29 protein-coding genes and 4 tRNA genes are annotated in these 26,249 nt (G+C 31.1%); 17 read left to right on the top strand and 16 right to left on the bottom strand.

Translation table 11 applies throughout. The annotated features are described in order from the left end of the window. Positions 1-155 precede the first annotated feature (155 nt). The 3 genes from rplU (at position 156) to EAG11_RS15010 (ending at position 2,344) form a co-directional block, all read left to right on the top strand. The gene (gene rplU / locus EAG11_RS15020) at positions 156-590 is read left to right on the top strand and encodes a 50S ribosomal protein L21 (protein ID WP_129539866.1); all 435 of its coding nucleotides are present in this window, start codon (positions 156-158) and stop codon (positions 588-590) included. Positions 591-614: 24 nt separating this feature from the next. Then, complete coding sequence (gene rpmA / locus EAG11_RS15015; protein ID WP_007805051.1) at positions 615-875, top strand: 50S ribosomal protein L27; 261 nt, start codon at positions 615-617, stop codon at positions 873-875. 287 nt (positions 876-1,162) lie between these two features. Continuing rightward, positions 1,163-2,344, top strand: coding sequence for a hypothetical protein (locus EAG11_RS15010; protein WP_242499172.1), 1,182 nt, complete (start codon positions 1,163-1,165; stop codon positions 2,342-2,344). Between the two features lie 6 nt (positions 2,345-2,350). Here EAG11_RS15010 and EAG11_RS15005 read toward each other — a convergent pair whose 3' ends face one another. Further along, positions 2,351-2,908, bottom strand: a complete 558-nt coding sequence (locus EAG11_RS15005) for an AAA family ATPase (RefSeq protein ID WP_129539865.1) — start codon at positions 2,906-2,908, stop codon at positions 2,351-2,353. A 415-nt stretch (positions 2,909-3,323) separates the two neighbouring features. Between EAG11_RS15005 and EAG11_RS15000 the strand changes: the two genes are divergently transcribed. The 3 genes from EAG11_RS15000 (at position 3,324) to EAG11_RS22645 (ending at position 5,438) form a co-directional block, all read left to right on the top strand. After that, on the top strand, positions 3,324-4,400 hold the full coding sequence (locus EAG11_RS15000; RefSeq protein WP_129539864.1) for a calcium:proton antiporter: 1,077 nt from the start codon (positions 3,324-3,326) through the stop codon (positions 4,398-4,400). Positions 4,401-4,449: 49 nt separating this feature from the next. Further along, positions 4,450-4,983, top strand: coding sequence for a phosphotransferase (locus tag EAG11_RS22650; protein WP_256387062.1), 534 nt, complete (start codon positions 4,450-4,452; stop codon positions 4,981-4,983). Positions 4,984-5,078: 95 nt separating this feature from the next. Beyond that, the gene (locus tag EAG11_RS22645; protein ID WP_256387061.1) at positions 5,079-5,438 is read left to right on the top strand and encodes a hypothetical protein; all 360 of its coding nucleotides are present in this window, start codon (positions 5,079-5,081) and stop codon (positions 5,436-5,438) included. Positions 5,439-5,535: 97 nt separating this feature from the next. Here EAG11_RS22645 and EAG11_RS14990 read toward each other — a convergent pair whose 3' ends face one another. Beyond that, on the bottom strand, positions 5,536-7,947 hold the full coding sequence (locus EAG11_RS14990) for an ABC transporter permease (RefSeq protein ID WP_129539863.1): 2,412 nt from the start codon (positions 7,945-7,947) through the stop codon (positions 5,536-5,538). Further along, positions 7,941-8,666 carry an ABC transporter ATP-binding protein gene (locus tag EAG11_RS14985; protein WP_129539862.1) on the bottom strand — a complete coding sequence of 242 codons (726 nt, stop codon included), beginning with the start codon at positions 8,664-8,666 and terminating at the stop codon, positions 7,941-7,943. Before EAG11_RS14985 ends, EAG11_RS14990 begins: the two co-directional genes overlap by 7 nt. A gap of 273 nt (positions 8,667-8,939) precedes the next feature. Between EAG11_RS14985 and EAG11_RS14980 the strand changes: the two genes are divergently transcribed. From EAG11_RS14980 to EAG11_RS14970, 4 genes are read left to right on the top strand one after another with little or no spacing between them, the layout of a single operon-like run. Beyond that, a complete protein-coding gene (locus tag EAG11_RS14980) occupies positions 8,940-10,289 on the top strand; it encodes a sigma-54 dependent transcriptional regulator (RefSeq protein WP_129539861.1) in 1,350 nt (449 codons plus the stop codon). A gap of 1 nt (position 10,290) precedes the next feature. Next, positions 10,291-10,968: a hypothetical protein gene (locus EAG11_RS22900; RefSeq protein WP_371414596.1), complete on the top strand. Its 678-nt coding sequence runs from the start codon at positions 10,291-10,293 to the stop codon at positions 10,966-10,968. A gap of 5 nt (positions 10,969-10,973) precedes the next feature. Further along, positions 10,974-11,624 carry a PAS domain-containing sensor histidine kinase gene (locus EAG11_RS22895; protein WP_371414595.1) on the top strand — a complete coding sequence of 217 codons (651 nt, stop codon included), beginning with the start codon at positions 10,974-10,976 and terminating at the stop codon, positions 11,622-11,624. Between the two features lie 37 nt (positions 11,625-11,661). Then, positions 11,662-12,096: a GNAT family N-acetyltransferase gene (locus EAG11_RS14970; RefSeq protein WP_129539860.1), complete on the top strand. Its 435-nt coding sequence runs from the start codon at positions 11,662-11,664 to the stop codon at positions 12,094-12,096. Positions 12,097-12,156: 60 nt separating this feature from the next. Here EAG11_RS14970 and EAG11_RS14965 read toward each other — a convergent pair whose 3' ends face one another. Then, positions 12,157-12,543 carry a helix-turn-helix domain-containing protein gene (locus EAG11_RS14965; protein WP_129539859.1) on the bottom strand — a complete coding sequence of 129 codons (387 nt, stop codon included), beginning with the start codon at positions 12,541-12,543 and terminating at the stop codon, positions 12,157-12,159. A 172-nt stretch (positions 12,544-12,715) separates the two neighbouring features. Between EAG11_RS14965 and EAG11_RS14960 the strand changes: the two genes are divergently transcribed. The 4 genes from EAG11_RS14960 to EAG11_RS14955 all read left to right on the top strand — a co-directional run bounded on the left by EAG11_RS14960 (position 12,716) and on the right by EAG11_RS14955 (position 13,915). After that, the gene (locus EAG11_RS14960; RefSeq protein WP_129539858.1) at positions 12,716-13,057 is read left to right on the top strand and encodes a hypothetical protein; all 342 of its coding nucleotides are present in this window, start codon (positions 12,716-12,718) and stop codon (positions 13,055-13,057) included. 255 nt (positions 13,058-13,312) lie between these two features. Then, positions 13,313-13,450, top strand: a complete 138-nt coding sequence (locus EAG11_RS21780; RefSeq protein WP_164998714.1) for a hypothetical protein — start codon at positions 13,313-13,315, stop codon at positions 13,448-13,450. 13 nt (positions 13,451-13,463) lie between these two features. Further along, positions 13,464-13,613 (top strand): hypothetical protein, encoded by a 150-nt coding sequence (locus EAG11_RS21775; RefSeq protein ID WP_164998713.1) that lies wholly within the window; start codon positions 13,464-13,466, stop codon positions 13,611-13,613. After that, a complete protein-coding gene (locus EAG11_RS14955; RefSeq protein ID WP_129539857.1) occupies positions 13,598-13,915 on the top strand; it encodes a hypothetical protein in 318 nt (105 codons plus the stop codon). The genes EAG11_RS21775 and EAG11_RS14955 overlap by 16 nt, the downstream gene beginning before the upstream one ends. Before the next feature lie 428 nt (positions 13,916-14,343). Here the strand turns inward: EAG11_RS14955 and EAG11_RS14950 are convergent. Together EAG11_RS14950 and EAG11_RS14945 are read right to left on the bottom strand one after the other, a co-directional pair. Then, positions 14,344-14,427, bottom strand: a tRNA-Tyr gene (locus tag EAG11_RS14950). Between the two features lie 79 nt (positions 14,428-14,506). Next, positions 14,507-14,584, bottom strand: a tRNA-Val gene (locus EAG11_RS14945). A gap of 386 nt (positions 14,585-14,970) precedes the next feature. On the opposite strand from EAG11_RS14945, the gene EAG11_RS14940 reads away from it, so the two are divergent. Next, positions 14,971-15,405: a hypothetical protein gene (locus EAG11_RS14940; RefSeq protein ID WP_129539856.1), complete on the top strand. Its 435-nt coding sequence runs from the start codon at positions 14,971-14,973 to the stop codon at positions 15,403-15,405. A gap of 17 nt (positions 15,406-15,422) precedes the next feature. Here EAG11_RS14940 and EAG11_RS14935 read toward each other — a convergent pair whose 3' ends face one another. The 4 genes from EAG11_RS14935 to EAG11_RS14920 form a co-directional block, all read right to left on the bottom strand. Further along, entirely contained in the window at positions 15,423-16,457 is a 1,035-nt protein-coding gene (locus EAG11_RS14935; protein ID WP_129539855.1) for a two-component regulator propeller domain-containing protein, read from the bottom strand. Between the two features lie 195 nt (positions 16,458-16,652). Next, positions 16,653-16,733, bottom strand: a tRNA-Tyr gene (locus EAG11_RS14930). 49 nt (positions 16,734-16,782) lie between these two features. After that, positions 16,783-16,857 (bottom strand) — tRNA-Val (locus EAG11_RS14925). Positions 16,858-17,058: 201 nt separating this feature from the next. Further along, positions 17,059-18,297, bottom strand: coding sequence for a folylpolyglutamate synthase/dihydrofolate synthase family protein (locus EAG11_RS14920; RefSeq protein ID WP_129539854.1), 1,239 nt, complete (start codon positions 18,295-18,297; stop codon positions 17,059-17,061). Positions 18,298-18,428: 131 nt separating this feature from the next. On the opposite strand from EAG11_RS14920, the gene EAG11_RS14915 reads away from it, so the two are divergent. Both EAG11_RS14915 and EAG11_RS14910 read left to right on the top strand, forming a co-directional pair. After that, a complete protein-coding gene (locus EAG11_RS14915) occupies positions 18,429-19,124 on the top strand; it encodes a MotA/TolQ/ExbB proton channel family protein (protein WP_129539853.1) in 696 nt (231 codons plus the stop codon). A gap of 3 nt (positions 19,125-19,127) precedes the next feature. Next, positions 19,128-19,523, top strand: coding sequence for a biopolymer transporter ExbD (locus tag EAG11_RS14910; RefSeq protein ID WP_129539852.1), 396 nt, complete (start codon positions 19,128-19,130; stop codon positions 19,521-19,523). A gap of 70 nt (positions 19,524-19,593) precedes the next feature. On the opposite strand, the gene EAG11_RS14905 is transcribed toward EAG11_RS14910, so the two are convergent. From EAG11_RS14905 to EAG11_RS14880, 6 genes are all read right to left on the bottom strand, one after another. Continuing rightward, positions 19,594-20,550 (bottom strand): energy transducer TonB, encoded by a 957-nt coding sequence (locus tag EAG11_RS14905; protein WP_242499171.1) that lies wholly within the window; start codon positions 20,548-20,550, stop codon positions 19,594-19,596. 249 nt (positions 20,551-20,799) lie between these two features. Beyond that, the gene (locus EAG11_RS14900; RefSeq protein WP_129539851.1) at positions 20,800-22,026 is read right to left on the bottom strand and encodes a Glu/Leu/Phe/Val dehydrogenase dimerization domain-containing protein; all 1,227 of its coding nucleotides are present in this window, start codon (positions 22,024-22,026) and stop codon (positions 20,800-20,802) included. Between the two features lie 123 nt (positions 22,027-22,149). Next, a complete protein-coding gene (locus EAG11_RS14895; RefSeq protein ID WP_129539850.1) occupies positions 22,150-22,725 on the bottom strand; it encodes a chalcone isomerase family protein in 576 nt (191 codons plus the stop codon). A gap of 135 nt (positions 22,726-22,860) precedes the next feature. Further along, positions 22,861-23,436: a chalcone isomerase family protein gene (locus EAG11_RS14890; protein ID WP_129539849.1), complete on the bottom strand. Its 576-nt coding sequence runs from the start codon at positions 23,434-23,436 to the stop codon at positions 22,861-22,863. Between the two features lie 663 nt (positions 23,437-24,099). Then, a complete protein-coding gene (locus EAG11_RS14885; protein WP_242499170.1) occupies positions 24,100-24,636 on the bottom strand; it encodes a chalcone isomerase family protein in 537 nt (178 codons plus the stop codon). A gap of 660 nt (positions 24,637-25,296) precedes the next feature. Beyond that, positions 25,297-25,872, bottom strand: a complete 576-nt coding sequence (locus EAG11_RS14880; RefSeq protein WP_129539847.1) for a chalcone isomerase family protein — start codon at positions 25,870-25,872, stop codon at positions 25,297-25,299. Positions 25,873-26,249 lie beyond the last annotated feature (377 nt).

Genomic DNA, 26,249 nt, shown 5'->3' with positions numbered 1-26,249 from the left:
TTTAACAGTATTTTACTACAATGGTGTTTTAGGGTAAATTGAAAGCAATTGAAAAACAGGGATTAAAAAGAGTGGAATATTTTTGCATTAAGAAATTGCACAGTAAATTATTAATTGTATATTTGCAACCTTAAAAATCAATAAATCAATTTGGTATGTATGCAATCGTAGAGATAGCAGGGCAACAATTCAAAGTAAGCAAAGACTTAAAGGTTTATGTTCACAGATTAGCTAATGAAGAAGGTTCAAAAGTTTCTTTTGACAAAGTTCTTTTATTAGATGATAATGGGAATATTACTTTAGGCGCCCCAGCTATAGAAGGTGCTTCTGTAGAAGCTAAAGTGTTACAACACTTAAAAGGAGACAAAGTAATCGTTTTCAAAAAGAAAAGAAGAAAAGGTTACAAAAAGAGAAATGGTCACAGACAATATCTTACTCAAATTGTAATTGAAGGTATTACTGCAGCTGGAGGAACTAAAAAAGCAGCAGCTAAGAAAGCAGTTGTAGCAGAAGAAGTAGCTACTGAAGAAGCGGCTCCTAAAGCTAAAAAAGCAGCTCCAAAAGCAAAAAAAGAAGCTACTAAAGAATAATAACAATATTTAAACTCATACGTCATGGCTCACAAGAAAGGTGTCGGTAGTTCGAAGAATGGTAGAGAATCAGAATCAAAACGTTTAGGCGTTAAGATTTTTGGAGGACAAGCTGCTATTGCTGGGAACATCATCGTTAGACAAAGAGGTTCAAAACATAATCCAGGTGAAAACGTTTACATTAGTAAAGATCACACTCTACACGCAAGAGTAGATGGAGTTGTAAAGTTCCAAAAGAAAAGAGATAATAAATCATACGTTTCTATACTTCCATTCGAAGCATAATAACTAGATTATATATTATTACAAAACCCGTTCGCTTAGCGAACGGGTTTTTTGTTTTATGAAATTAATTGCATTCCAAAGTTTATTTTTGTAATCCTTTTGTGTTAAAAGTTACTCTTGTTCTGATTTGTATAGATTTATTATTAGTATTTTTGATTGGATAAATTTACGTTAGTTTTGAAAAGAATAATATTGCTTCTGTTAATTTTTTGTACTGGTGTGTATGCAGGTAATGATCCTAAGAATACTCCTAATGAGATTGTATTATTAAATGAAGCTCAAAAAAAGTGCTGTATGAATTTGCAGTCTTGCAAAATAATGGTGTTGATGGAGAGCTGTATTGGCTGAAACATAAAAGTGAATTCCCGGCTTTCGATAATCATGTAAGAGATGCATTGGCAAAGGAAATCTTTATGAATTCTCAGCTGTTGTATATTCCTGCGAAAAATTCTTCTATAGAATTATGGATGCAAGCACAATCGCTTACAAGTTGGATGTTGTATTTGGCCACATTTATTGCAGTATGTGCGGTAATTGCATTGATGCGTAATTATTGGGGTCTCATTATAAAGATTCTCATCAGGCAATTCCAGCCTTTGTTTAAAGTGTTATTTTCTGACGTTTTACTTACTTATGAATTGCTATTGATTGGTGTTGCTTGTGTTTTTATGACTTGCAAAGTTGATGATATGGTTTTGCGTACTGTTCTCGCGCATCTTGGAATCTTTTTGGTCTGGAGTCAATCAACAGCCTTGTTTACTAAAGAGTATCTTGTAAAGGGGTATATACATGAAATACGAGATAATTTCTGGGAGAACAATAAGTGGAAAGTGATAAAGACAATTTGCTTTCCTGCGATTATTGTAACTTTTGCTATTTTGTTTATTTTGTATAAAGTGCCTCAAGATAAACTGTATTATTATGAAGTTGTTATAACAAGTCTTGTGGCTGTTTATGCTTTGCCTATTTGGCGCCCGTTTGAAAAATATATATATCCAGTTCTGATTCCTTATAAGGATCCTCGTATTGAAAGAAGTATTTACTCGTTGGCAACTTGTACTGTTTTGGTTTTATTGGTTGATGCGGTTTTTTTGTATCAGTCAAGTGAAGTCTTGTCATATTTTATAACGGCATTGACCTCTTTATTAACGGCGTCTTTTCTTATTCTGTCTCTAAAGGTTAATTATAAGCATAATTATAAAAATTATATTTATTTACAATTTGTTACAGTCCTTTTTTTACTTTCTGTTTTAATCTGTAGTTTTTATATCCAATCGGTAGAAATGATTTGGGTGGGATTAATAGGTTTGTGTGTATTTGTAATTGTAAAATACTGGGAGGTTGTAATGCATTATTTTAGTTGGAACAGAAGAGCTGGTAAATGGGCATGGAGCTATCTAGGAATGGCAGTATTGTTATGGTTACTGGCTAAAGGTATTTTATTTCTTTTGAATTGCTATTATATATAACTCCAGTTATGTAAATTGTCTGTTTTCAATTATAGACAGAATATAATCAACTCTTTTCTTTGCGTCTAATTTTGGTACTTCGATTAATTGATAATCACAATTATTGTAAGTATTTGTTATTGCTTCATAGGTGTCAGTTGCTTCTTGATAAGTTTGTTTGCGTTCAGAATCTGTTTGGTATATTTCTTTCCAAGGGGGTAGGACAAACACAATTGGATTGTAACGATACATTTTAACGGCTTTTGTTAGTTGTGCAGAAGGCTGTAATTTGATTAGTTCTGTATAAGCTAGAGTGTCTGGGATTCCTCGATCAAAAAAAGTAATGAACGAATTATCTTTGTTTTCGATATAATTTTCAATCGAACGTTTTAGCATTAATAATGTGAACTTTTCTTTATCTGCCCAAGGTAAAGCTTCGCCATTTGATTTTGCTTGCTCTTTAATTATATCACGAGCAACTTCATTTATGCAATTGTAATTCCTTCTTTTTAATTCTTCGATTATAGTTGTTTTGCCAACTCCTGGTCCTCCAGTAATGATAAATAGAGGGATTGATTTGTTCATTTTAACTTATTTAATTTTATTGTTTGAGACGAAAAAAGCACTGTTCTTGGAGTATAAGAAAATGATTTTGTTGAATTATTAGCTGTTTTTTTATGTGCTTTGATACGTGTTAATATTAAAATAAAATTTTATTTAAGAAAGAGGTTTAAATATAAAGATAAATAAAAACTACTTAGTTTTTTAAGTGGTTTGTTAGTTCTTAAAGACTTGTTTATGAACTATTTTGTCTATGACTTATAGGGAATAAGTTTAAAGTGATAGTTTTAATAAATGATTAAGATAATGATAAAATAGTAAATATAATGTAGTTTTTTACTGATTTTAGCGAAAAAAGTTATATATTGGGAATATAAAGCTAATTTATGATAAAATCTATTGGCAAAAATTAATTTACAAGTATTTATATATTAAAAAAATGAAACAATTACTTCAGTGGACAATTATTATTCCAATACTATCTTGGGTTCTCTTTTTTAGCGGGCTTGTCGATAACAGCAGCATTTTTCAAATAGTAGCAAGTATACTGTTAATCCTTAGTGTTATGTCAGCAGTACATCATTCCGAGATAATTGCAGAAAGAGTGGGAGAGCCTTATGGAACCATTATTTTGGCTATATCAATAACTGTTATTGAGGTTTCGATTATTATTTCGTTAATGATGTCAGAGGGTTCAGCAGCAGCTTCGCTCGCTCGAGATACAGTATTTGCAGCAACAATGCTTATTCTTAATGGTATTATTGGATTGTGCCTTTTAATCGGTGGATTGAAACATTATGAACAGAATTTTTCTGTTTCTTCAGTAACCATTGGTTTGGTATCGCTAGTATCGATTATAGTATTTACCTTGGTGTTTCCTACTTTTACAGAAAGTGTTTTGGGATCTTACTATTCAGTACCGCAATTAGTTTTTGCTTCAGCAGCCTGTCTTATTATTTATGCCTCTTTTTTGTTTGCACAAACGAGTCGCTACCGACAATATTTCCTGACAATTGGAGATGATGAAAATGAAGATGCAGCTGAGCCTATAGCTATTAATAACAAGGTGTTCTTTACAAGTCTTACTTTTCTTATTGTAAGTTTAGGAATTGTTGTGTTATTGGCAAAGACTCTATCTCCTACAATCGAGAGCATTATTGTTAGTTATAGTTTGCCAAAAACTTTGGTAGGGGTAGTAATTGCAGCAATTATTTTATTGCCCGAAGCAATTGCGGCTATCATAGCAGCGAGAAAAAATAGACTTCAAACTAGTATAAATTTGGCCTTGGGATCTGCTTTGGCAAGTATTGGGTTAACTATTCCTAGTGTTGCAGCAGTTTGTATCATGATGGATATGCCTATTATCTTAGGTCTTGATATTAAATCTATTGTTTTGTTAGCATTATCGGTGTTTACTGTAATGTTGTCATTAAGTAAAGGAAAATCTAATATTGTTTATGGTGTAGTGCTTTTGGTTAATTTATTTGCTTTTGTATTCCTTATGATTTATCCTTGATGGTAGATAAATTAGTAAAGTATTGAAATGACAGATAAAATATAAAAGAATGCTACAATTTCCAGTAATAAGTTCCGTACTTTCAGCTAGCAAGCTTGGTGAGTTATTGCAACAAGAATATGGTTTAAGTAAGCATACTGAATGTACTCTTTTTAGAACAGCAATGAATCATGTTTATATGGTTACAGATGTTGATAAAAAGTATGTTTTTCGTGTTTATAATTTTGATTGGAGAACAAAAACAGAGATAGCTGAAGAATTGAGGCTTTTGGTTTATCTGTCGAAAAATAAGGCTTCGGTTTCGTATCCAATTGCAGGCAAATTAAATGAATACATACAGGAATTAAATGCTCCCGAAGGAAAAAGATTTGGGGTGTTGTTTTCTTTTGCTGATGGTACAAAATCAGCAAGATTTAACGAAGAAACAAGTTTCTTTATTGGTCAGGCTTTAGCCAAAGTTCATGAGTCAGCTCAAAATTTTGAATTAAAAAGAGTGACCTATAACGAAAGTATTTTGCTGATAGATTCGATTAAGCGAACACAGGTATTTTTTAAAAAAGAAACTGACGAAATCCTTTTCTGAAAAATCTAGCTAATTTTCTTCAAAAGGAGTTTGCTACAATAAAAAATAAAGAAGTTAGATTTGGAGCAGTTCATCTCGATGTATGGTTTGATAATATGCATTTTAATGAAGAGAATAAAATAACGTTTTTTGATTTCGATTTCTGTGGTAATGGATGGTTATGTCTGGATATTTCATACTTTTTGTTTCAGCTGTATGTTACAAATCCAAATGAGAAGGATTACGAAATAAAAGCAGAAAGTTTCCTTAAAGGTTATGAATTCATAATTGAAATAAGTGAAGAAGAAAAACGAATATTGCCATTGGTTTGCTTGGGAGTTATGTTGTACTATATTAGTGTGCAGTGCGACAGATTTGATACTTGGACAAATATCTTTTTGAATGAGGATCATTTAAAAAGATTTACAGGTAATTTAAAACGATGGATTGATTACAATAAAATTAAAATTCAATAAGGTCTTCTAATAGCATTAGAGACAAGAAGAATTTTTTATATAAATCAAAAACTCCTTAAGAAATTAAGGAGTTTTTGTAGTTAATAATGGCTTGGTTTTATTCATATTTTAAATATTTTAAAACATCAACTTTTGTTACTTGATAGGCTTTGGCTAAAACGATTGTCAGCGTTAGAAATAATAATGATACGAAAGCGATTATAAACGGCAGAATAGGAATGCTGATACGATAAGCAAAATTTTCAAGCCATTTTTCTAATAAAAAATAGGCAGGAATAATTCCTATTGCAAAACCAATCACACAAAATATAATATATTGTTTTGATAATTCTTGAAGTAAAATATTGGTCTCTGCACCGAGTGTTTTTCGAATTGCAATTTCTCGTAATCGCCTTTCCATTGAGAAAGAGGCTAAAGCAAATAATCCAAATACAGCAATAAGAATAACAATGATATTTAGTAAAGAAAATAAAAGGCTTTGATTCTTGTATTGTTTGTACTTTCTAGCAAAATTTTTATCTACAAAATTGTATTCGAATGGATATTCTGCATCTACGTTTGTTCTCCAAAATTGATCAAGAGCAGCGATAGTTTTAGACATATCTTGTGGAGCTATTTTAAAAGAAATATTATGTAAGACCTCTTTTCTGATAGCATTGGTAGTTAAATGCATGAAAATCATTGGGCTTATTCTGTTTTCAAGTCCAAAATAATTGAAGTCTTTTACGACACCTACTATCTTATAGTCTTTTCCTCTCCAATTAATTACTTTGTCTATTGGGTTAGCTTCATGCATTGTTTTAACAGCCGTTTCATTAAGTAAAACGTTGGATATTGTATCCGAAGAAAATGTATCGGTTAAATCTCTTCCTTTTACTATTTTGATGCCTAATATATTCAACATTCCATAATCAACTCCCATTCGCTGAACTAAAACTCCCTTATTGCTTTTATATGAAAAGTTATCCCAGGAATTTTCATCACTACCAATAGAAAATAACCCTGCCGAAACTGCTTCGACACCTTTAATATTTAGTGCTTGTTGTTTAATTATTTTATATCTGTCGTATTGGTCTTTGCCTTCCTTGCTCTTAAAAATCACATCTATAACTTGTGCACCTTTAAAACCTAAATCTTTCTCAGTCATATATTTTACCTGTTGGTATACTATAAATGAGCCAATAATGAAGAATGTAGCAATAGTAAATTGTAAAACTAGCATTCCATTTCGTAACCATATTCCGTTTTTGCTGCGAGAAAAATTTCCTTTTAAAACCTTTAATGGTTCAAAATTAGCTATATATATTGCAGGTAAAACTCCGGCAACAACAATTACAATTGTAAAAATTAATACTAATTGAATGTAAAATTGGGATCCTTCGAGTATAAGATCTTTATTTAAGAAAGAATTATAAAAAGGCAAGGTAAGTTCTACGATTACTAATGCTAATAAAAGAGAAAAAAGAGTAATTAATGCTGTTTCAAATACAAATTGAGCTATGATTTGTGATTTTCCTGCGCCAACAATTTTTCTGATTCCTACTTCCTTGGCTCTCTTTACCGCATTGGCTGTAGCTAAATTTATGTAATTTACAATCGAAAGCAATAAGATTAGAACAGATAGTCCCATCAATATTCTTAAGAATTGTAAATTTCCACTGTCTCCAGGAAAAGGATCGTTCCCTTTGTGCAGTCTGGTATTGGGCAGGGAAAGCAAACTTGATTTAACTGGTTCGCCATATTTTTTTATATAATTTTCAACAGATAAACCTTCTTGATTTGCCTGTATTTTTAGGCACTTGTCTATAAAGATGGTATTTAAATCTTTAATGATTGAAGTGGTATCACTTTCCTTCTTTAATTTGACCATCAATCCAAAATTGTAACTCCATTTATCTTTATTCTTCGCTAAATCTTCCTCTATTATAGTAGTTACTGCTGCAGGCATTACAGACGATTTATGATTTAATCGATATACTCCTCTAATGACAAATAGTTTGTCTAAATATTTTACGTGCTTGCCCGTAGGGTTTTCATTACCAAATAATCGAGAAGCAGTTTCTTCAGATAGAGCCATGCTATTGCGGTCCTTAAGAGCAGTCTTTCCGTTGCCATGAATAAATTCATAAGGGAAAAAAGTAAAAAAAGTACTTTGTGCAGTATAAATTTTGTCTAATAATTCCCGTTTTCCATTATATGTAATTGTCTCTTTATAGTATTCAACTTGGGTGTAGCAATAACTATCTAAAGCTGGAGAGGTTATTTTTAATATGGGTGCGATTGTTGCTGGATTTACTGACCAGATGTTGCCTTCTCCAATATCATTCATAACAGAAAAGATTTTATCCTTATCGGGATTCCATTGGTCATATGAATGCTCATTGTTCCAATACAAAATGGCGAAAATTAACCCAGAAATTCCAATGCTCAATCCTAAAACATTCAAAGTAGTAAAGAGTTTGTTGTTTTTGATATGGTAGATAAATATGTTGATCCAATTTTTTAGCATGATTCTAGTTTTTTAGGGTTAGCTATAAAAACATCAACATTTCTATTGTTTGTTTTTTCCGAAAGTATAATTCCATCTTTCATTAAAATTGTTTTTTGAGAAAAAGAAGCATCATAATCAGAATGAGTTACCATTAAAATGGTTGCGCCATTAGCATGTAAATCGGTGAGTAGTTCCATTACTTCATTTCCGTTTTTACTGTCTAAATTCCCTGTAGGTTCATCGGCAAGAATTATTTTCGGATTATTAATTAAAGCTCTTGCTACTGCAACACGCTGTTGTTGCCCACCAGAAAGCTGTTGTGGATAATGCTTTAATCGATGTGCGATATTTAACTTATTGGCAATTTCCTGAACTTTTGTTTTTCTTTCGGATGCCGGGACATTGTTATAGATTAATGGTAATTCGATATTGTCGTAAACTGATATTTCATCAATTAAATTAAAATTCTGAAAAATAAAACCAATATTTTCTTTCCTGGCTTTGGATCTTAATTTCTCTTTTAATCCGACCATTTCCTGATCAAGCAGCAAATAACTTCCGCCAGAAGCGCTATCGAGTAAACCAACAATATTTAATAAAGTTGACTTTCCGCTCCCAGATGGGCCCATGATCGAAACAAAATCGCCTTGGTTAATCGTTAATGATATTTCACTTAATGCGTTGGTTTCTAATTCCTCGGTTCTAAATATTTTTGAAAGTTTTTTAATAATAATCATGGTTGTTTTTTTAGTGTTTAAGTTTTTTATTTTTCATCAACGAAGCAAAAGAAACACATCTGAAAATTAAGATATTTCACAATGCAATTTATAGATGTTTATTTTGTTATTTTTACTTTTGAAAGGTGTTAATAATTAGTGATTTACAAACTCTAATGTGATTTTTATGCCAAAAATTTAAACATTGTAACTGCCTTGTTTTTAAGTTTTTATTTTTTAAATAAAATCCATACTGTCCATAATTGGACATCTTTCGTCCAAAACTGAACAAAAATGAAAAAGACAACTGCTTCAATATTAATCATAGATGATCAAGAAGACATCCTTTTTGCGTCAAAATTGTACCTAAAAAAGTATTTTGAGAATATTTATACGCTCAATAATCCAAAAAACATTGTCGAATTATTAGCAAAAAATACAATTGATGTCGTTTTGCTTGATATGAATTATCGGATAGGTTTTGAGGACGGAAGAGAAGGGTTGTACTTATTGAAAGAAATAAATGCGCTTTCGCCAAAAACGGTAGTTATTTTAATGACAGCTTTTGGTAAAGTAGAAACAGCAGTTGAAGGATTAAAGTCGGGAGCTTTTGATTATATATTAAAGCCTTGGGAGAATAAGAAACTACTAGAATCTGTAAAGCAAGCTGTTGATAAAAGTCGTAAAAACCAAAGAAAGGTTAAGGATATTGAGGTTAATGATGACTTTTTTGTAGGCAATTCAGAAATTATAAAAAAAGCATATTCCTTGGCGGATAAAGTAGCCCAAACAGATGCTAATGTTTTGATACTTGGAGAAAACGGAACAGGTAAATTTGTTTTAGCGCATCATATTTATAGTCAATCAGAAAGAAAAAACGCTCCCTTTGTGGCTGTTGACCTAGGATCTCTAAATTCTAATATTTTTGAGAGTGAATTATTCGGCTATGCAAAAGGTGCTTTTACCGATGCAAAAACAGATACTCCAGGACGTTTTGAAATGGCTCAAAACGGAACTATTTTTTTGGATGAAATAGGAAATGTTCCTTTGCATTTACAATCTAAACTGTTGCAGGTTATTCAAACAAAAACAGTAACCAGATTGGGAGAAACAAAAGCCAGAACGGTTAATGTACGGATTATCACTGCGACAAACTTAAATCTAAAACTAGAGGTAGAAGACAAAAACTTTAGAGAAGATTTGTATTATCGTATCAATACAATGGAAATAGTTTTGCCGCCTTTGCGAGAACGCAACGAAGATAAAATTCCTCTAGCTGAATACCTGTTGGAAAAGATGAGTCGAAAATACGGAAGAGAAGCAGTTGTTTTTGATAAGAAAGTATTTGAGCAAATCGAGCGACATGCTTGGAAAGGTAATATTCGTGAAATGGAGAATAAAATAGAACGAGCAATTATCCTTTGTGAAAACAATCGTATTACAGTTTCAGATTTGGATCTGGAGCAGATAACAACATATGATGAAAATGCAGATGATATTCAGCTATCAACAGTAGAGAAGGCCACAGTTGAAAAAGCATTGCTTAAAAATAATAATAACATTAGTAAAACAGCCGAAGAATTAGGGCTATCAAGAGGATCCTTATACCGACGTTTAGAGAAATATAACATTAGCATTAACTAATATGTTCAAATCATTTAAAATATACAATCTCCTTTTTTTAAGGTTAATCATCATATTGGCTGCAATTGAGATTACCATTTTGGTTTTTAAAAAGGAGTTGCTTTTTACTGCTATATTTAGTTTGTTTATTGTTTTCTTACTGATTCGTGAAATGTATTTTTATGTCAAAAATTTTGTTTTGCTTTATAATAAAACCATCGCATCGATAGTGCAGGATGATTTTTCTTCGGATTTTTCTAAGCATAGGTTCAATAAGAATTATGATGATTTGTTTAATTTATATGATACACTGAAGACGAAACAAAAAGAAGAAGTTTCGCGAGATATTGTTTACCGTTCTATATTGAATAATATCGAAATGGGAATTTTTATTTTGCAAAAGGAAGGAGATGACTGGAATATCTTTTTGATGAATGATTATTTCTCTAGATATTTTGATGTTCCAAAAATTACCAAATGGAAGTATTTAAAAAACCATCTGCCGGCTTTATGCAATATTATTGAAGAACAGGGTTTTCAGGAAGTCAAAACGGCGATAGAAATACGAGTAAATCAAGAGAATGTACAAACATTTGTCATGCAGACATCTAGAACAGAGATTTGTGATTTAGATTATTTTATTGTTTTGCTGGATTCAATTCAGAATGTAGTTGAGAAAAAGAGAAAGAAGCTTGGGTAAATTTAATGAAAGTAATCTCCCATGAGCTTTTAAATTCGATAACGCCAATTCGTTCGATTTCTCAAAATCTTCAAGAATTAGTAGAGCAAGATTCTATTTCTTCAGATGATTTAGAAGATATCAAAAATGGAGTAGGAACGATGTTGAGGAGGAGCGATCTTCTGCAGAAATTTGTAGAAGGATATCGTAAATTAGCCATGCAGCCTTCACCACAAAAAGAAAAAATCGATTTATTGCAGCTTATAGAATATTGTCTTCAAATTATGAATCCATTATTCAAAGAAAAAGGAATTGAAGTCATAAATACAATAACTTTTAAGTATTGGTTGTTTGTTGATCAACAGCAAATAGAGCAAGTGCTGATTAATCTTTTGACCAATAGTATGCATGCTCTAGAAAATACTGAAAGCAAACAGATTTCAATTGCTGCTGAAATTAAAGAAAATAGGATTTTTATAAAGATTACAGATAATGGAAGCGGAATCGATGAAGAAATAGAAAACAAAGTATTCTTGCCTTTTTTTACCACACGAAAAGAAGGAGCAGGAATTGGACTAACACTCTCTAAAAGCATTATCGAGGCACATGGCGGTTATTTAGATTTTAAAAATCAAGACGGAAAAACCACTTTTGTGATTTGTTTGGTTGAAGGTTAAAGTTAAAAGATTAGGTGAAATTATAATTGATTTAAAAATGATTATTAGAGAAGCAAAAGTTGAGGATATAAAGCAAATTCAAGTAGTTAGAAATTCGGTAAAAGAAAATACTTTGTCTGATCCTGGATTGGTAACAGATAAAGATTGCGAGGATTTTATAATGACAAGAGGAAAAGGTTGGGTTTGTGAAATTAATAATGAAGTTGTAGGTTTTTCGATTGTAGATCTAAAAGACAATAATATTTGGGCATTATTTTTAAAGCCTGAATTTGAAAAAAGAGGAATTGGCAAACAGCTTCACAATGTTATGCTTGACTGGTATTTTGAGCAAACAAGGGTTAATGTTTGGTTAGGAACTTCTCCAAATACAAGAGCCGATTTATTTTATAGAAAAATGGGTTGGACAGAAATAGGTAAACATGGCAAGGGTGAAATTAAGTTTGAAATGACTTATGAAGCTTGGATGAAATAAAAAAGCAGCCATAAAAAAAACTCCATTGGTAATAATGGAGTTTTGGAATTTAAAAAAGGTTTATTTTTCTTTTAATAATTTCTCTAAGTATTCAATCTTTTCTTTTTCAGATTGAAGTAAACGTTCGTATAATTCTAGAATTTTTTCTAAAGGATTAATTGAACATAAATAATTATTGTTATTTGAACTACTGTCAGTAAATGTATTGTTGATAATATTAAAAACCGCTTCTTCACTAAATTCTTTTATTCCTTCAGAAGATACATTTAGTGCATTAGAAATTTTTTCTAAAATAACTTCTTCTATTGTTTCACTCCCTTCAATATTAGATATAGATTGTTGGCTTACTCCAATTGCAGTGGCCAAAGCTTCTTGTTTCATTCCGCGTAGCTCTCTAATTCGGCTAATATTTCTGCCTATATGTTTTGGTTTTGTTGCTGTGCTCATAGCTCAAAGATATTTAAAATTCTCTTAAAAAATAGATTTTGGTAAAAAACAAGTACCATTTGGTAAGATACAACTCTTAATGGTTGGGTACAGCGCTAAGTCGATTTTCTTTGTATGTAATAGACAAAAATAGAAAATATTAAAGAATGTTTAACTTGTAAAAAACAAAATTATGGTAGTGCCAGAAATTAAGAACTCTGAGGAATTTAGACAATTAATAGGTAGTTATTTCACGACAATAAAGCCCTTAAATGATAAAACGGGTTGCTGTATTGCAGAAATCAAGGTATCGAATTATTGTGAACTTTCATATGTTATTACCAATATGTTGAAATTATGTGCTCTTGCACTAGATCATGAAACGCCTGGAATTTCAAATATGGCCAGAGATTCATCTATTGATATTGCATTAATACTAAAAGTAGTTATGCAGTTGCTCCCTCTAGACGAAATTGAATTTATGGATGAGATTAACAAAATGCTAATTATGAATCCAAATTCTACAGATTTGTAATCTGTACTCAATAATAAGGAACGAGTGAAATAAGGGATAAAAACGTACTGTTTCTTTAGCTCTATTTTTATATATCTTTTTAGCTTTTTTGTATTCAGATTGTTGTGATACAAATCAGTACATTGTTTTAATAAAACATAAGTAACATGTATTTGTAAGATTTTTTACTATATATTTACTCGAAATAAAATGCTGATAGCTTTTAATTTAAGAAGCTTAAAGCATCCAATTTTAGTAACCAATAACCATAAATACATGAGAAGAATTAAATTAGGGATTGCCTTTGTTTCAGTTTTATTATTGTTTTCGAACTGTAATGATGAAACATTTGAAAATCCGCAAGAGGTAAGCGCGACAACAAAATTGCTTTCTGGGGTAAATCAAAGATGTTAAAGGGATTTATTCGATGATAACCACAAAGGAATATAGTAAAGAAAGAGGAATGTCAGGACACTCTGATCTTATGTTTACTGATAGTAGTAATTTAGGCAACTGTGTATATGGATGCTTTTTTGAAAGGCCAATAGAAAGAATAGACGTATGGATACTAAATTAATAATAAAATTTACAACACTGTTACTACTAGTAACAGTGTTCTCTTGTACAAGTATTAAAGGAACTGATAAAGTTAATACTTATTATGGGGATAATTTCTATTACCCAGGATCTTCAAAAGGTAAACAAATTTCCATTAATTACTGGGTTAGCTCTTATAAAAGAAGTGCTTTTTATGACTGCTTTTTTCAAGGATATAAAAATGACTCTATTTATAAATTAGCAAAAAAAGAAGATTTATTCTTTGAAACTATTATTCCTATTGATAAATGGGATAAGATTAGCGCTGATAGTAAAAAATAGCAGATAATATGCCAGTGGTTGAGAGTCACTATGATGACGAATTAGGTAAAAAGAAAAAATATATTTCAGCAACATGCCTATGTTATTTTGCTAGTAGAGAATTGGATTCTATTGCTAAAGAAGAATATAAATTATTCAGGAAAGATAAAAAAAAATAAAGAGTTCTTCGAATAATCAATTGATTATGTTTGGCATATAAAAAGTATCAAAAAAGAGAATAATACGAAAGAATAATTGTTTTATGTTTTTTATACTAATTTTAAAGGAATTAAATTATTTATTCTGATAATGTAGATTTGGAATGCGTGCCTGCAACAGTAATGAATTTTAAAACAAAAAAACCTGTGAATCTTTTGATTTACAGGTTTTTTAATGTTTTGGGTTTTGAAAAGATTGAAAAAGTGACCTTTTTACTTCTTTTGCCCTTTTGGTGGGGAGAGCAGGATTCGAACCTGCGAAGTTCACACAGCAGATTTACAGTCTGCCCTCGTTGGCCGCTTGAGTATCTCCCCGTATCAATAGTACAGATTTAAAATCTGTAGTTATTAAGTAAGCCATAAAAAAAACTCCTTAATTTCTTAAGGAGTTTTTTGGTGGGCGATGAGGGGTTCGAACCCCCGACCCCCTCGGTGTAAACGAGGTGCTCTGAACCAGCTGAGCTAATCGCCCTATTTTATTAGGTTGCTATCATTTTCTGATTGCGAGTGCAAATATAAGATTGTTTTCTGGATATCCTAAGCTTTTTTTTATTTAGATAAGAAGAATTTTTGTTTTGTGTTTGCAATGATTTGATACATAGTGTTGTTTTAATTAAATATAAGGACAGAAAAATAATTTGGTCGGCTCTTTGTAGTTCTATTCGTATAAGTAGCTTGAATGAAATCTTTGTAGGGCAGTGATAAGAATATGCTTTTGTTTTGATTTGCAAAAGTTGACGATTAGTATTGCAATTTAAATTTTTTAGTTATTTTAGTAAAAAATGAAATTGGAGATATTACGTAAATCTACGTCTAGTTATTTCAGCTCAAATAAATAATGGAAAATTAAAATATTAAATGAAAGTAAAAACCTTAAGCACTTCGTTTTTAGTGTTATCGTATGTAGTTTTTATATTAGTACAAATACTTATTTCGGTAGTTGTAAGATTTGAATTTTCATATTTTGACATGTTGATTTTTCATTTTATTTCAGTTTTTTTATTAGGATATATATCTACAGGGACATTAGTTGTTGCTTTTCAAAATGAAAAAGACATAATTGTAATTGAGTGGGAAAAGAAGCCTGTGTATACGAGAATAGAAAATCAAACAATTAATTTGTCTGAAATTAAAAGTTGGAAAGTGTATGATGGGCGAGTTGCTGATAGACTAAAAATATACTTTAATAACAATAAATCTTTAACTATAGATTTTAATAATTTAACCGACTTTGGGGAAAACTCGAGAAAAATGGATAAATTATTAAATGTTTTAAGAGTTAAAAAAGGTTGATGGGTGAAATGTTATTTCTAGTCGTCTTTACTTCTGAAGTCTGTGGTAGTTTTTCCGTTATAACGATATACTCCCTTCATAGATCCAAACCAAATATCTCCTTCACGAGTTTCTAAAATGCCAAAAAGGCCATTTCCTCCTGACTTAATTTCGGTTACAGTAGGGTTTTTGTCAGACAAGGAGTTTCCGTCATAGCGAAAAAGTGCCCAAACTTGGCTATTATTTCTTTGTGAATTAGTCCAAATATTACCTTTTCTATCTTCGATTATGTGACCGACAAAATTCTGTGTGAAATTAGTATACACTTTGCCGTCATAGCGCCAAAGGCCATCAGGTCCACCAAGCCAGATATTACCTTTTTTATCTTCCATTATAGAACGAACATTTTTAAAGGGTTTGTCGTTATGGGCGAAAACGGAAAATGTTTTTCTATCGTATACAAAGGTGTTGCCTCTTGTAGCAAACCAAAAATTACCCTTTTTGTCTTCGATAATAGAATTAGTCTCATAAGGACGTCTATTCGGGAAAGTTTTTCCTGTTTGATCCTCGTTCATCTCATTGCCATCTATGATATAATTTCGAAAAGACTTTCCATCGTAACTACTTGCTCCTCCAGAAACACCAAACCAGATGTTGCCCTTTTTGTCTTCATAAATACTTGTTACTTCATTATTAAGGAGTCCTTCTTTAGTTGAGAAATTCTGAAAAGATTTACCATCATAATAATATGCGCCTGAGCCAATAGTGCCAAGCCAAAAGTTACCTTTTTTATCTTCTAAAATTGAAAAAAAGCGGAAAGGGATTGCTTTGCTTGTTATGTTGGTAAAAGAGTTCCCATCGTAACGGAAAACACCAGTAAACGATGCAATCCAAATATTGCCTTTTCTGTCTTGTATGATATTCCGAGATATCCATGGAGGGCCATCGGAGGTAATTACGCCATTGGTTTCGGAGTTGATAATTATTTTTTCTCCCTCGATTCGTTTTTGTTGACAGGAGGTGAGAAGAAAAAATATTAATAGCAAAGAATAAATCTGTAAGTATTTCTTCATTGTGTTTTGTATTAGCTCAGATTTTATGCTAATATAAAAATAATTTCTACAGCTCTATAGGTTTTGGTATTGATGGTTAATAAGAGCTTTAAAAACAAAAAACCTGCGAATCCTAGGATTTGCAGGTTTAGCTACTTTTTTGAGGGTTTTTGTAAAGATTGAAAAAGAGATCTTTTACTTCTTTTGCCCTTTTTGTGGGGAGAGCAGGATTCGAACCTGCGAAGTTCTCACAGCAGATTTACAGTCTGCCCTCGTTGGCCGCTTGAGTATCTCCCCGATACTCGGTAAAGTATAAAAAAACTCCTTAATTACTTAAGGAGTTTTGTGGGCGATGAGGGGTTCGAACCCCCGACCCCCTCGGTGTAAACGAGGTGCTCTGAACCAGCTGAGCTAATCGCCCTATTTTACTAGGTTGCTATCATTTTGTGATTGCGAGTGCAAATATAAGACTGTTTTCTGTATCTCCAAAGCTTTTTTAAATAAAATGTAAAATTAATTTTTAGCTTGTTGATTTTTAGTTATTTGTACTACTTGATTTTTACATTAAAAATCAAGTAGTACAAGTTTTGTTGTCTTTTGAATCTAATTTGTTTGGCCTTTTTTATTTCTCTTCACTAGATAAAGGTAGTTCGGCTACTACAAATGTGCTTCCGCCTACATAAATGAAATCATTTTTTGTTGTGTTTTTTTTAGCAGCAACAAAAGCATCAGAAACAGAATTGTACGTTTCACCAATTAATCCATGTTTTTTTGCGTTTTCTTGTAAAATAGAAGTAGCTAAACCACGAGAAGAATTAGGGCTACAGAAATAGTACTGCGCTTTTTTTTGGAATAGAGGTAGAATAGAATCTAAATCTTTATCGTTTACAACCCCCAGGACAATATGCAAGTTCTCGAAAGTTTCTTTTTTTATTTGGTTCATGACAATTGCCAGGCCATGTTTGTTATGGGCAGTATCACAAATGATTTTTGGATTCTCACCAAGTTGTTGCCATCTACCTTGTAAACCAGTGTTTTTTGTAACTTTTAATAAACCCGTTTTAAGGTTTTCATCAGTAACTTTAAATTCATTTTGAGAATTTAAAATATGAATTGTTTGCTGTACCGTCTTTTTATTATGCTGTTGGTAATCTCCTAATAAGTCCGAAGGATAAACCTCGGTAATCATATCGGAAGCAAAATAAATAGGTGCATTGTTTTCTTTAGCTTTGGCTAAAAAAACAGGCTGTGTCTCTGGAGTATATTCTCCAATTACTACAGGAGAGTTTGGTTTAATTATTCCCGCCTTTTCACCTGCAATTGCGGTAGGGGTATTTCCTAGAAATTGAGTGTGATCTAAATCTATATTGGTAATCACCGAAATTAGCGGTTTGATAATATTGGTAGCGTCTAATCTTCCGCCTAAGCCAACTTCAATAATAGCGATATCTACTTTTTGATTAGCAAAATAATCAAACGCCAAACCAACCGACATTTCGAAAAAACTCATATCATTAGATTCGAAAAAAGTTTTGTGTTTGCTTATAAACTCACAGACAAAATCTTCTGAAATTTCTTCACCGTTAATTTTAATGCGTTCTCGAAAGTCTTTTAAATGCGGCGAAGTATATAATCCAACTTTATAACCAGCTTCCTGTAAAATCGAAGCAAGCATATGTGAGGTTGAGCCTTTACCATTTGTTCCGCCAACATGAATACATTTTAATTGATTTTCAGGATTATCAAGATGAGAAGCCAGTAGCTTAATGTTGGTTAGATCTTCTTTATAAGCTGAAGCCCCCTGTAATTGATACATCGGGAGTTGATTAAACATCCAGTTTGTAGTTTCTTGATAGTTCATTTATTTCTTGTAAAATAGTTGCTGATTGAAATAATTTTCGTTTTTTTTAGTTTAATATAACAACGAAAAGTATCTTTATTGCAAAATTGGAATATTTTTTAGAATTAATTATTAAAAACAAGAATTAATATATGTTTAGCTTCATTCAATTACAAGCGGATACCATTGCAAACGCCGCATCTAACGTAGTTATCGAAAAAATTGCACCTAATACAGAGATTTCTGTTTTAGGATTTATTTTAAAAGGAGGGGTCTTCCTTATTCCAATTGCCATCTTATTGTTTTATACTTTTTACATAATAATCGAGCGTTATTTATATATAAGTAAAGCATCTAAAATTGATAATAGATTAATGATGGATGTTAGTGTAAATCTGAATTCTGGTAATTTAGATATGGCTAGAAGTATTGTTGAGAGAAGTGATACTGCAGCAGGTAATATTCTTAAGGAAGGTGTTCTTGTTATAGGTAGGCCAATTGCCGAAATTGAATCGAATATGGATCGTGCAGCCGATATTGAAATAGGGGAGATGGAAAGACGTCTTGGGCATTTAGGTCTTATTGCAGGTATTGCGCCAACTTTAGGTTTTATTGGAACTATTTCAGGGGTTATTAAAATATTTTATAGTATTTCTGTTACTGAGAATATTAGTATTGGTAATATTTCTGGAGGTTTATATGAAAAAATGATTAGTAGTGGTTCAGGATTAATTGTAGGTATTATTGCTTATAGTGCTTACCACCTTTTGAATGGTAAAATTGATGATTTTGCATTGAAAATTCAGAAACAAATACTAGAATTTGTAAATATCATTCAAAGATCATAAGCTATGTCTATTAAAAGGAAAAGAAGATTTCATGCCGAGGTGGCAACTTCATCGCTAAGTGACATTATGTTTTTCTTGCTTTTGTTTTTCTTGATTATATCGACATTGGCAAATCCTAATGTTATAAAAATGACATTACCAAAAGCCAAAGCAAACGAAAAAACAAACAAACAATTTATAAGTTTATCGGTTACAGAAGATAAAAAATTCTTCATTGATAAACAGCCTGTAGATTTTGAAGAGTTAGAAGCAACGTTAATGTCGAAATTAGGTACAGATAAAGAACAAACAGTAGTGGTAAGGATTCCGTTTAATTTACAAGTACAAGATTTGGTCGATGTACTTCAAATAGGAGTGAGAAACAATCTTAAGTTTGTTATTGCAACAAGTCCCAAGTAAAGTAATAAAAAATCAAGGTTATATAAAAAAGGCTTTCAGTGTAAATATCTGAAAGCCTTTTTTATTATTCTTAATTCAAATCGAAATTGTAGATGATCTTACCTACTTGTTTTTCGGGAGCATCGCTACTTGCAGCCCATTTTGTATTCATTGCAGCTATTTTGGCTTGATCTAGTAAACATTTTGCGGTATTTGTAGTTCCTTTAATTCCTGCAATTGCACTTATCGTTCTTCCGTTTCTGTCTACAGAAACTTCTACAACTACTCTTCCAACTTCATTGCAAGTATAGTTTGGAGCAGGTTTAGATAATGCTTTTCTGTTTCCAAGAGAATACCCTGGTCCACCACCAGAGCCACTTCCAGATCCGCCACCACTTCCTGAGCCGTATCCGCTTCCTGTTCCTATGCCATTACCAGTTCCGTTTCCGCCACCAGTTCCACCGCCAGAACCGCCAGTTCCGTAATAACCATTAGAATTCAAGTTTCCGTTTGATTTTCCTTTGTTTCCTGCAACTTTATCATCTCCGTCACCACCTTTATTTGAGCCTTTTAAAATACTCGATAAAGCATCATTAGTAGTGTTTGAAACTTTTGGTTTTTCAACTACAGGTTTTGGGTCAGGTTTTGTAACTGTTATTGGCTTTTTAGTTTTCTCTTTTTCAGGAATTACAACACTTTCTTCAGTTGAATTTTCTTGTGATAGTATGGCTTCTTCGGGAGCTGATTTTGCAGGAGTTTGTTTAGCATGGTTTTTTACGTCCAAAACTTCACTTTTGTAATTTGCACCTGAGCCCAAATCGCTATCGCCAAAGTTTACAGTAACGCCACCGCCACCTCCGCCTCCAGCTAGTTCGTTTATACCATTTGCAGGTGGCCAAAAACGAATGAAGAATAAAAGCAGTATGATTAGTCCATACAAAAGCACAGTAACGATGATTGATTTCTTTCTATCAGAACCAGGAGCATTTACAAACGTGTCGCTAGCTTTGCCTAGTAATCTAGATATTAGGCCAGTAGGGATTGCCATATTTTTATAAAATTAGTTTTAAATTTAAACGTTTAAAAGTACTAAAAATTGTTTACAATCAAAGGCTGGTACGGATTTTATGAAATGCTGGTTTTAGTATTTGTTTCTTGTATGCAGATTTGTATTGTGTCAATTCAAATACCTAATGGAATAGATATTATTGGTTCGATCTGGGGAGTAAAGAACAAAAAAAACGGATCAAACAGGTAAAATACAAGTTTGATCCGTTTAGGATAAAGTATAAAAAAATTATACTAATTGTTTCAGTGCTATTTCAAATGCAGTTGCACTGATATTTGTTTTTGATTGGTTTAAAGCATGCGCTTTAACAATTGCATTTTTTATAATTTCTGAAGTATCATTAAAAATAGCTTCATCGGTCATTTGTACTTTCTTTTCCATGAAGTAAGCAAAAACACGTGCCATTCCACAGTTTGAAATAAAGTCAGGAATTAAACTCACTTTACTGTCAACTTGTTCCATTATAGAGCCAAAGAAAATTTCTTTGTCAGCAAAAGGTACATTTGCACCACAAGAAATTACTTCTAGACCATTAGTAATTAAAGCATCAATTTGATTTTGAGTTACCAATCTAGAAGCTGCACAAGGAGTGAAAATTTCAGCTCCAATTGTCCATATTTTTTCATTTATTTCTTCAAATGGAATCATATTATCAGCAACAAGTTTATTACCATCTTTGGCTAAAAATAATGCTTTGATTTCATCAAAAGAAAAACCTTCTTCTTTAATTAATCCGCCATCTCTATCGATAATTCCAATTACTTTAACTCCCATGTCTGCCAAATAAAAAGCAGCAGCAGATCCTACATTTCCGAATCCTTGTACGATAGCTTTTTTACCTTTTACCTCACCACCATAAGTAGCGTAAAAATGACGTACAGCTTGGGCAACACCAAAACCTGTAATCATATCAGCAACTGTATATTTTCTTGTTACATCAGGGGAGAATTTTGGATTTTCGATTACTTTGATAACTCCCTGACGCAATTGACCAATTCTGTTGATTTTATCTGCTTCAGTAGGTTTAAAGTGACCGTTAAAAACCCCTTCTTGCGGATGCCAAACACCACATTCTTCGGTCATTGGAATCACTTCGTGAATTTCATCAACATTTAAGTCACCACCAGTTCCATAATAACTTTTTAGTAATGGAGAAACTGCTTTATACCAACGTTGTAAAACCCCTTTTTTTCTAGGATCATTTGGATCAAAATTGATACCAGATTTAGCACCGCCAATCGCAGGTCCAGAAACTGAAAATTTTACTTCCATTGTTTTTGCCAATGATAAAACTTCGTTTACATCTAAACCTTTTCGCATTCGAGTACCCCCACCAGCGGCTCCACCTCGAAGGGAATTAATTACTGTCCATCCTTCGGCTTCGGTTTCAGAATCTTTCCAGTTGAATACGATCTCAGGTTCCTTATTTTCAAATTTCTTTAATAAATCTTTCATTTTACTGCGATTAGTTTAATTTAGACAAATATAAAAAATAGGTTAATGCGAAATGTGTATTGTGAAAAAAAAATCGATTGCTTCACATAATGATGTTTTTTTAACCAAATTAGCTAAAAATTGTTATTTACCTAATAATTGATTTTTTAATTTTTCATCAGCCGGTTTGTCTGCTAACCAGATACCAAAAAGAGCTTTCTTGAAATCTGTTCCTTCAATTTTTCCTTTTAAATTATTGTTTTTATATACCCAGATTGAAGCATCATAAGGTGAATATATAAGTTTAAAAACATCTTTTTTGGTTATGTTTTCGCTTAAGTAGCTTTTAAATTTTTCAATTCGAGGTAGCAATGATTGTAAATTATCTCCAGCAGTTTTTCGGAAACTATCATCCATTGCTTTTGTTAGCTTTTTAGAAGATACCATTGAAGAGGTGATTTCAATTCTAATTGCCATTTCAGTATCACTATCAAGAATAAACTTTGCGTCTTGACTTAATTGCGATAGATATAATGCCTGTACATATAAATCTGACCACATTGCTGTTCTTCCGCCTGCACCATTTAATGATAAAGTTTTGTTCTGAAATTCTATTGTTCTTGGAACCATTACACCTTCAATATTAAAAATTTTCTGAGCCGAAACGGTTGAAAATTGCAAAGTCATTATTATTGTAAGTGATAGAAATAAAGTTTTCATTAGTATTGTAATTTAAATTTTTCGCAAAAATACTTCTTATTTCTTTATTTTCTGGTCAAATAAGAAGTCTTTTTCCTTAAATACTTTATTTAACGTGCTTTAATTGAAAGCTAACATTTGAAAATATTACAATATTTATTTACCTAATAATTGATTTTTTAATTTTACATCAGCAGGTTTATCAGATAACCATATTCCGAAAAGTGCTTTTTTGAAATCTTTTCCTTTAATCTTTCCTTTTAGAATATTGTTTTTATAAACCCAGACAGCAGGATCTACTGGAGAATAAATAAATTTAAAAACATCCTTTTGTTTTATTTCACCAGCTAGTAAATTAGTAAACCGTTCTAGTCTTGGTCTTAAGAGTTCGATATTATTTCCAGCAGATTTTTCGAAACGTTCGTATATAAGTTTTGTAAGTTTACTTGCTGGTTCAATTGTGGAAGTAATACTAATACGAATAGCCATTTCAGTGTCACTTTGCCTGATATAATCAGCATCTTGAGTTAATTGCGATAAGTATAATGATTGAACACATGAGTTTAACCATAATTTAGACCTGTTGCCACCACCATTTAATGATAAGGTTTTGTTCTGAAACTGAATCGTCCTTGGTAAAACAACTCCATCAACAGTAAAAGTTTTTTGTGCAGAAACATTGGTGAATTGTAAAGTTGAAATTACTGTCAATAGCATTAAAAATTTTTTCATCTTTTTGTAAATTTTGTGATTTTTACAAAAATACCCCTAATTTCTATATTTCATGGGTGATTAAGCTGTCTTTTTGATAAAAGTGACTTATTTAAGAATGTTTTTTGTTTTAGTTAAAGTTCATATTATTAGTTGGTTAGTTTTTTTAGATTATTGTTAAGTGAGGTTTTTTAGCCTCGGTTATTTAATTTATTGAACCCTTTTAATTTTCCATTTTAAGATATAACTCCTAAATGGGATAGTTGTATTTTTTTGTTGTAATTGTCTTGTTTTCAGTGTGTAATGTGTGGGTTTTAGCGAATAAAACTGAAAAATTATTAGAAGTTTATAAGGAGTCATGTATTGCTATATTTGAAATAGGCTGCTTTTTTTGTGTTTGTGTATGTGATATGTCAAATCTACTTTAATTATTCTGTAATTAACTATTTATTTGTAAAATAAAAGCTACTAAATTTAATTAATTCTAATATGTTTTATCTTACAAAGTTGAATTATGATTTTTTTTAGGATACTTTTAGATAAAATAATAAATCATTTGCTCTTGCTAAATGTTTTTGATATTGATCGTAATATATAAAGACACAATTTTTGAGTAATTAGACTTGTAATTTTGTTATAATAGAATCTTATTAGATTGATGTTTGTTTTGTCAGAAAGTGAGGATTATTTTCCTAATAATTGATTTTTCAATTTTTTATCAGCAGCTTCGTCAGATAGCCAAATTCCGAAAAAGGCTTTTTTGAAATGAGTCCCTTGAATTTCCCCTATTAATACATCGTTTTTATAGACAAATATAGTAGGATCAATAGGAGAGTAAATAAATTTAAAAACATCTTTTTGTCTCATTTCCCCACTAAGTATATTATCTAATTCTTCTAGTCTCGATCTCAAGAGTTCAAGATTATTTCCAGCAGATTTTTTAAAATGGTCATATATTAGTTTTGTTAATTTGGTTGAAGGTGATATCGTAGAGGTTATATCTATGCGGATTGCCATTTCAATATCACCATCTATAATATATTCAGGATCTTGAGTCAACTGTGATAAATACAATGATTGTACACATGATCCTAACCAGATTTTTGATTTTCCACCAGCACCATTCAATGATAAAGTTGTATTCTTAAATTGGATTGTTCTTGGTAGTACAACACTCTCTACGGTAAAAGTTTTTTGTGCGGAAATAGTTGCGAATTGCAAAGTAGAAATTAGTATAAGTAACGTTAAATTTTTTTCATATTTTGTAATTTATCTTATTTCTTACAAAAATATGTTTAATTGTGTGTTTTTATATGAATATACTTATTTTTAACTCAAATATCTTAACCTTTATAGAATTTTTAGTTTTGTTTAACTTACCAGTAATCAGTGTTTTATATAATTGTTGTTTTGCTAGTGAGAAGTTACTTTTTCTATATCATTTTTTTATTTAAATTTTTTTGTTTTGTAGATTGTGCATTAGAATATTGTTTTTTTTAGAATTAATATTCTTATTATCAGTAGTTAATGTACGGATTTAGATTTTTATCGTTAAATGAGTTTGTATTTAGGATTACTCTTTTAGCCATAAAAAAAGCTTCGCTAATAGGTAGCGAAGCCAGTTTTATTTTTGAGCTTGGGTATATTTAAATTTAACAAATAATTTGTAATAAAAAAAATACGAAAAAAATATTTAATTGTTATTTTGTCTTACAAATATGGTTTTTGTCTTTTTGGAAATAATTTTAGATTAAAAATTAAAGCTGGTTAGTATAATTATTTTAGTTAGTATGTCTTAGAAAAATTTTCTTTACTGTTCTTTTTCTATTACAATATTGTTCAATAATTTGTTTGATATTTTAAACTAGATAGTATTGAAAATTATTTTCCTAATAATTGATTTTTCAATTTTTCATCAGCAGGTTTATCAGATAACCAAATTCCGAAGAGCGCTTTTTTGAAATCAAATCCTTCTACCTTTCCCTTTAAAATATCATTTTTGAATACCCATACAGACGAATCAATTGGAGAATATATAAGTTTAAAAACATCCTTTTGTGTTATTTCGTCACTTAAGTAACTTTTAAATTGTTCGATTCTGGGACGTAATGCTTCTAAATTGTCTCCAGCTGATTTTTCGAAACCACTATTCATTGCCTTTGTTAATTTGTTAGACGATACCATTGATGAAGTAATTTCGATTCGAATAGCCATTTCGGTGTCACTATCAATAATAAATTGGGGATCTTGACTCAATTGGGATAAATATAAAGCTTGAACATATACTTCTAACCACATTTTTGATCTACCACCAGCACCATTTAATGATAAGGTTTTACTTTGAAATTGCATTGTTCTAGGTACTACAACACCATCAATATTAAAAGATTTTTGAGCTGTAACGCTTGAAAATGGTAACACTAAAATTACAATAAGTAATAGTAAATAATTTCTCATATTTATGTTATTTGTGCAGTTTTAGCAAAAATACTTTTATTTCCTGTCTTTTTTAAAAAAAAATAGTGTTTTTATTGAGAAAATCTCTTGTGTAAGAAAATGTCCATTTGAAAACTACCTATTTGGTTATTAGTGGCTTACTAATATTGGTGTTTTAGTAATATAATCCTTCAGATCTACTTCTGTCTTTCTCCAAACTTATATTTCTATAAAGTATTGAATCGTATTTTTACTAATTACTTTCGATATGTTGTTACGAGAAAAATCATATTATTAATAAATTCTAGATTGGTTATGAAGTGGAATTATCTAGAGTAGTCTTTTGTTATTTTTGAATTGATGTGATTTTTGAGTATTTTTATAGAAAGGACGTAGTT

Origin of the sequence: Flavobacterium sp. 140616W15 (assembly GCF_003668995.1) — a bacterium.
In the GTDB taxonomy this organism is placed as follows: domain Bacteria; phylum Bacteroidota; class Bacteroidia; order Flavobacteriales; family Flavobacteriaceae; genus Flavobacterium.
The sequence above is the reverse complement of the archived record's forward strand: the minus strand, read 5'-3'. Positions and strand labels throughout refer to the sequence as shown.

What these genes read in the sequence shown, in the direction of transcription:
- rplU (WP_129539866.1), top strand. Translation starts at nt 156, where the DNA reads ATGTATGCAATCGTAGAGATAGCAGGGCAACAATTCAAAGTAAGCAAA.
- rpmA (WP_007805051.1), top strand. Translation starts at nt 615, where the DNA reads ATGGCTCACAAGAAAGGTGTCGGTAGTTCGAAGAATGGTAGAGAATCA.
- EAG11_RS15005 (WP_129539865.1), bottom strand. Translation starts at nt 2,908, where the DNA reads ATGAACAAATCAATCCCTCTATTTATCATTACTGGAGGACCAGGAGTT.
- EAG11_RS15000 (WP_129539864.1), top strand. Translation starts at nt 3,324, where the DNA reads ATGAAACAATTACTTCAGTGGACAATTATTATTCCAATACTATCTTGG.
- EAG11_RS22650 (WP_256387062.1), top strand. Translation starts at nt 4,450, where the DNA reads ATGCTACAATTTCCAGTAATAAGTTCCGTACTTTCAGCTAGCAAGCTT.
- EAG11_RS22645 (WP_256387061.1), top strand. Translation starts at nt 5,079, where the DNA reads ATGCATTTTAATGAAGAGAATAAAATAACGTTTTTTGATTTCGATTTC.
- EAG11_RS14990 (WP_129539863.1), bottom strand. Translation starts at nt 7,947, where the DNA reads ATGCTAAAAAATTGGATCAACATATTTATCTACCATATCAAAAACAAC.
- EAG11_RS14985 (WP_129539862.1), bottom strand. Translation starts at nt 8,666, where the DNA reads ATGATTATTATTAAAAAACTTTCAAAAATATTTAGAACCGAGGAATTA.
- EAG11_RS14980 (WP_129539861.1), top strand. Translation starts at nt 8,940, where the DNA reads ATGAAAAAGACAACTGCTTCAATATTAATCATAGATGATCAAGAAGAC.
- EAG11_RS22900 (WP_371414596.1), top strand. Translation starts at nt 10,291, where the DNA reads ATGTTCAAATCATTTAAAATATACAATCTCCTTTTTTTAAGGTTAATC.
- EAG11_RS22895 (WP_371414595.1), top strand. Translation starts at nt 10,974, where the DNA reads ATGAAAGTAATCTCCCATGAGCTTTTAAATTCGATAACGCCAATTCGT.
- EAG11_RS14970 (WP_129539860.1), top strand. Translation starts at nt 11,662, where the DNA reads ATGATTATTAGAGAAGCAAAAGTTGAGGATATAAAGCAAATTCAAGTA.
- EAG11_RS14965 (WP_129539859.1), bottom strand. Translation starts at nt 12,543, where the DNA reads ATGAGCACAGCAACAAAACCAAAACATATAGGCAGAAATATTAGCCGA.
- EAG11_RS14960 (WP_129539858.1), top strand. Translation starts at nt 12,716, where the DNA reads ATGGTAGTGCCAGAAATTAAGAACTCTGAGGAATTTAGACAATTAATA.
- EAG11_RS21780 (WP_164998714.1), top strand. Translation starts at nt 13,313, where the DNA reads ATGAGAAGAATTAAATTAGGGATTGCCTTTGTTTCAGTTTTATTATTG.
- EAG11_RS21775 (WP_164998713.1), top strand. Translation starts at nt 13,464, where the DNA reads ATGATAACCACAAAGGAATATAGTAAAGAAAGAGGAATGTCAGGACAC.
- EAG11_RS14955 (WP_129539857.1), top strand. Translation starts at nt 13,598, where the DNA reads ATGGATACTAAATTAATAATAAAATTTACAACACTGTTACTACTAGTA.
- EAG11_RS14940 (WP_129539856.1), top strand. Translation starts at nt 14,971, where the DNA reads ATGAAAGTAAAAACCTTAAGCACTTCGTTTTTAGTGTTATCGTATGTA.
- EAG11_RS14935 (WP_129539855.1), bottom strand. Translation starts at nt 16,457, where the DNA reads ATGAAGAAATACTTACAGATTTATTCTTTGCTATTAATATTTTTTCTT.
- EAG11_RS14920 (WP_129539854.1), bottom strand. Translation starts at nt 18,297, where the DNA reads ATGAACTATCAAGAAACTACAAACTGGATGTTTAATCAACTCCCGATG.
- EAG11_RS14915 (WP_129539853.1), top strand. Translation starts at nt 18,429, where the DNA reads ATGTTTAGCTTCATTCAATTACAAGCGGATACCATTGCAAACGCCGCA.
- EAG11_RS14910 (WP_129539852.1), top strand. Translation starts at nt 19,128, where the DNA reads ATGTCTATTAAAAGGAAAAGAAGATTTCATGCCGAGGTGGCAACTTCA.
- EAG11_RS14905 (WP_242499171.1), bottom strand. Translation starts at nt 20,550, where the DNA reads ATGGCAATCCCTACTGGCCTAATATCTAGATTACTAGGCAAAGCTAGC.
- EAG11_RS14900 (WP_129539851.1), bottom strand. Translation starts at nt 22,026, where the DNA reads ATGAAAGATTTATTAAAGAAATTTGAAAATAAGGAACCTGAGATCGTA.
- EAG11_RS14895 (WP_129539850.1), bottom strand. Translation starts at nt 22,725, where the DNA reads ATGAAAACTTTATTTCTATCACTTACAATAATAATGACTTTGCAATTT.
- EAG11_RS14890 (WP_129539849.1), bottom strand. Translation starts at nt 23,436, where the DNA reads ATGAAAAAATTTTTAATGCTATTGACAGTAATTTCAACTTTACAATTC.
- EAG11_RS14880 (WP_129539847.1), bottom strand. Translation starts at nt 25,872, where the DNA reads ATGAGAAATTATTTACTATTACTTATTGTAATTTTAGTGTTACCATTT.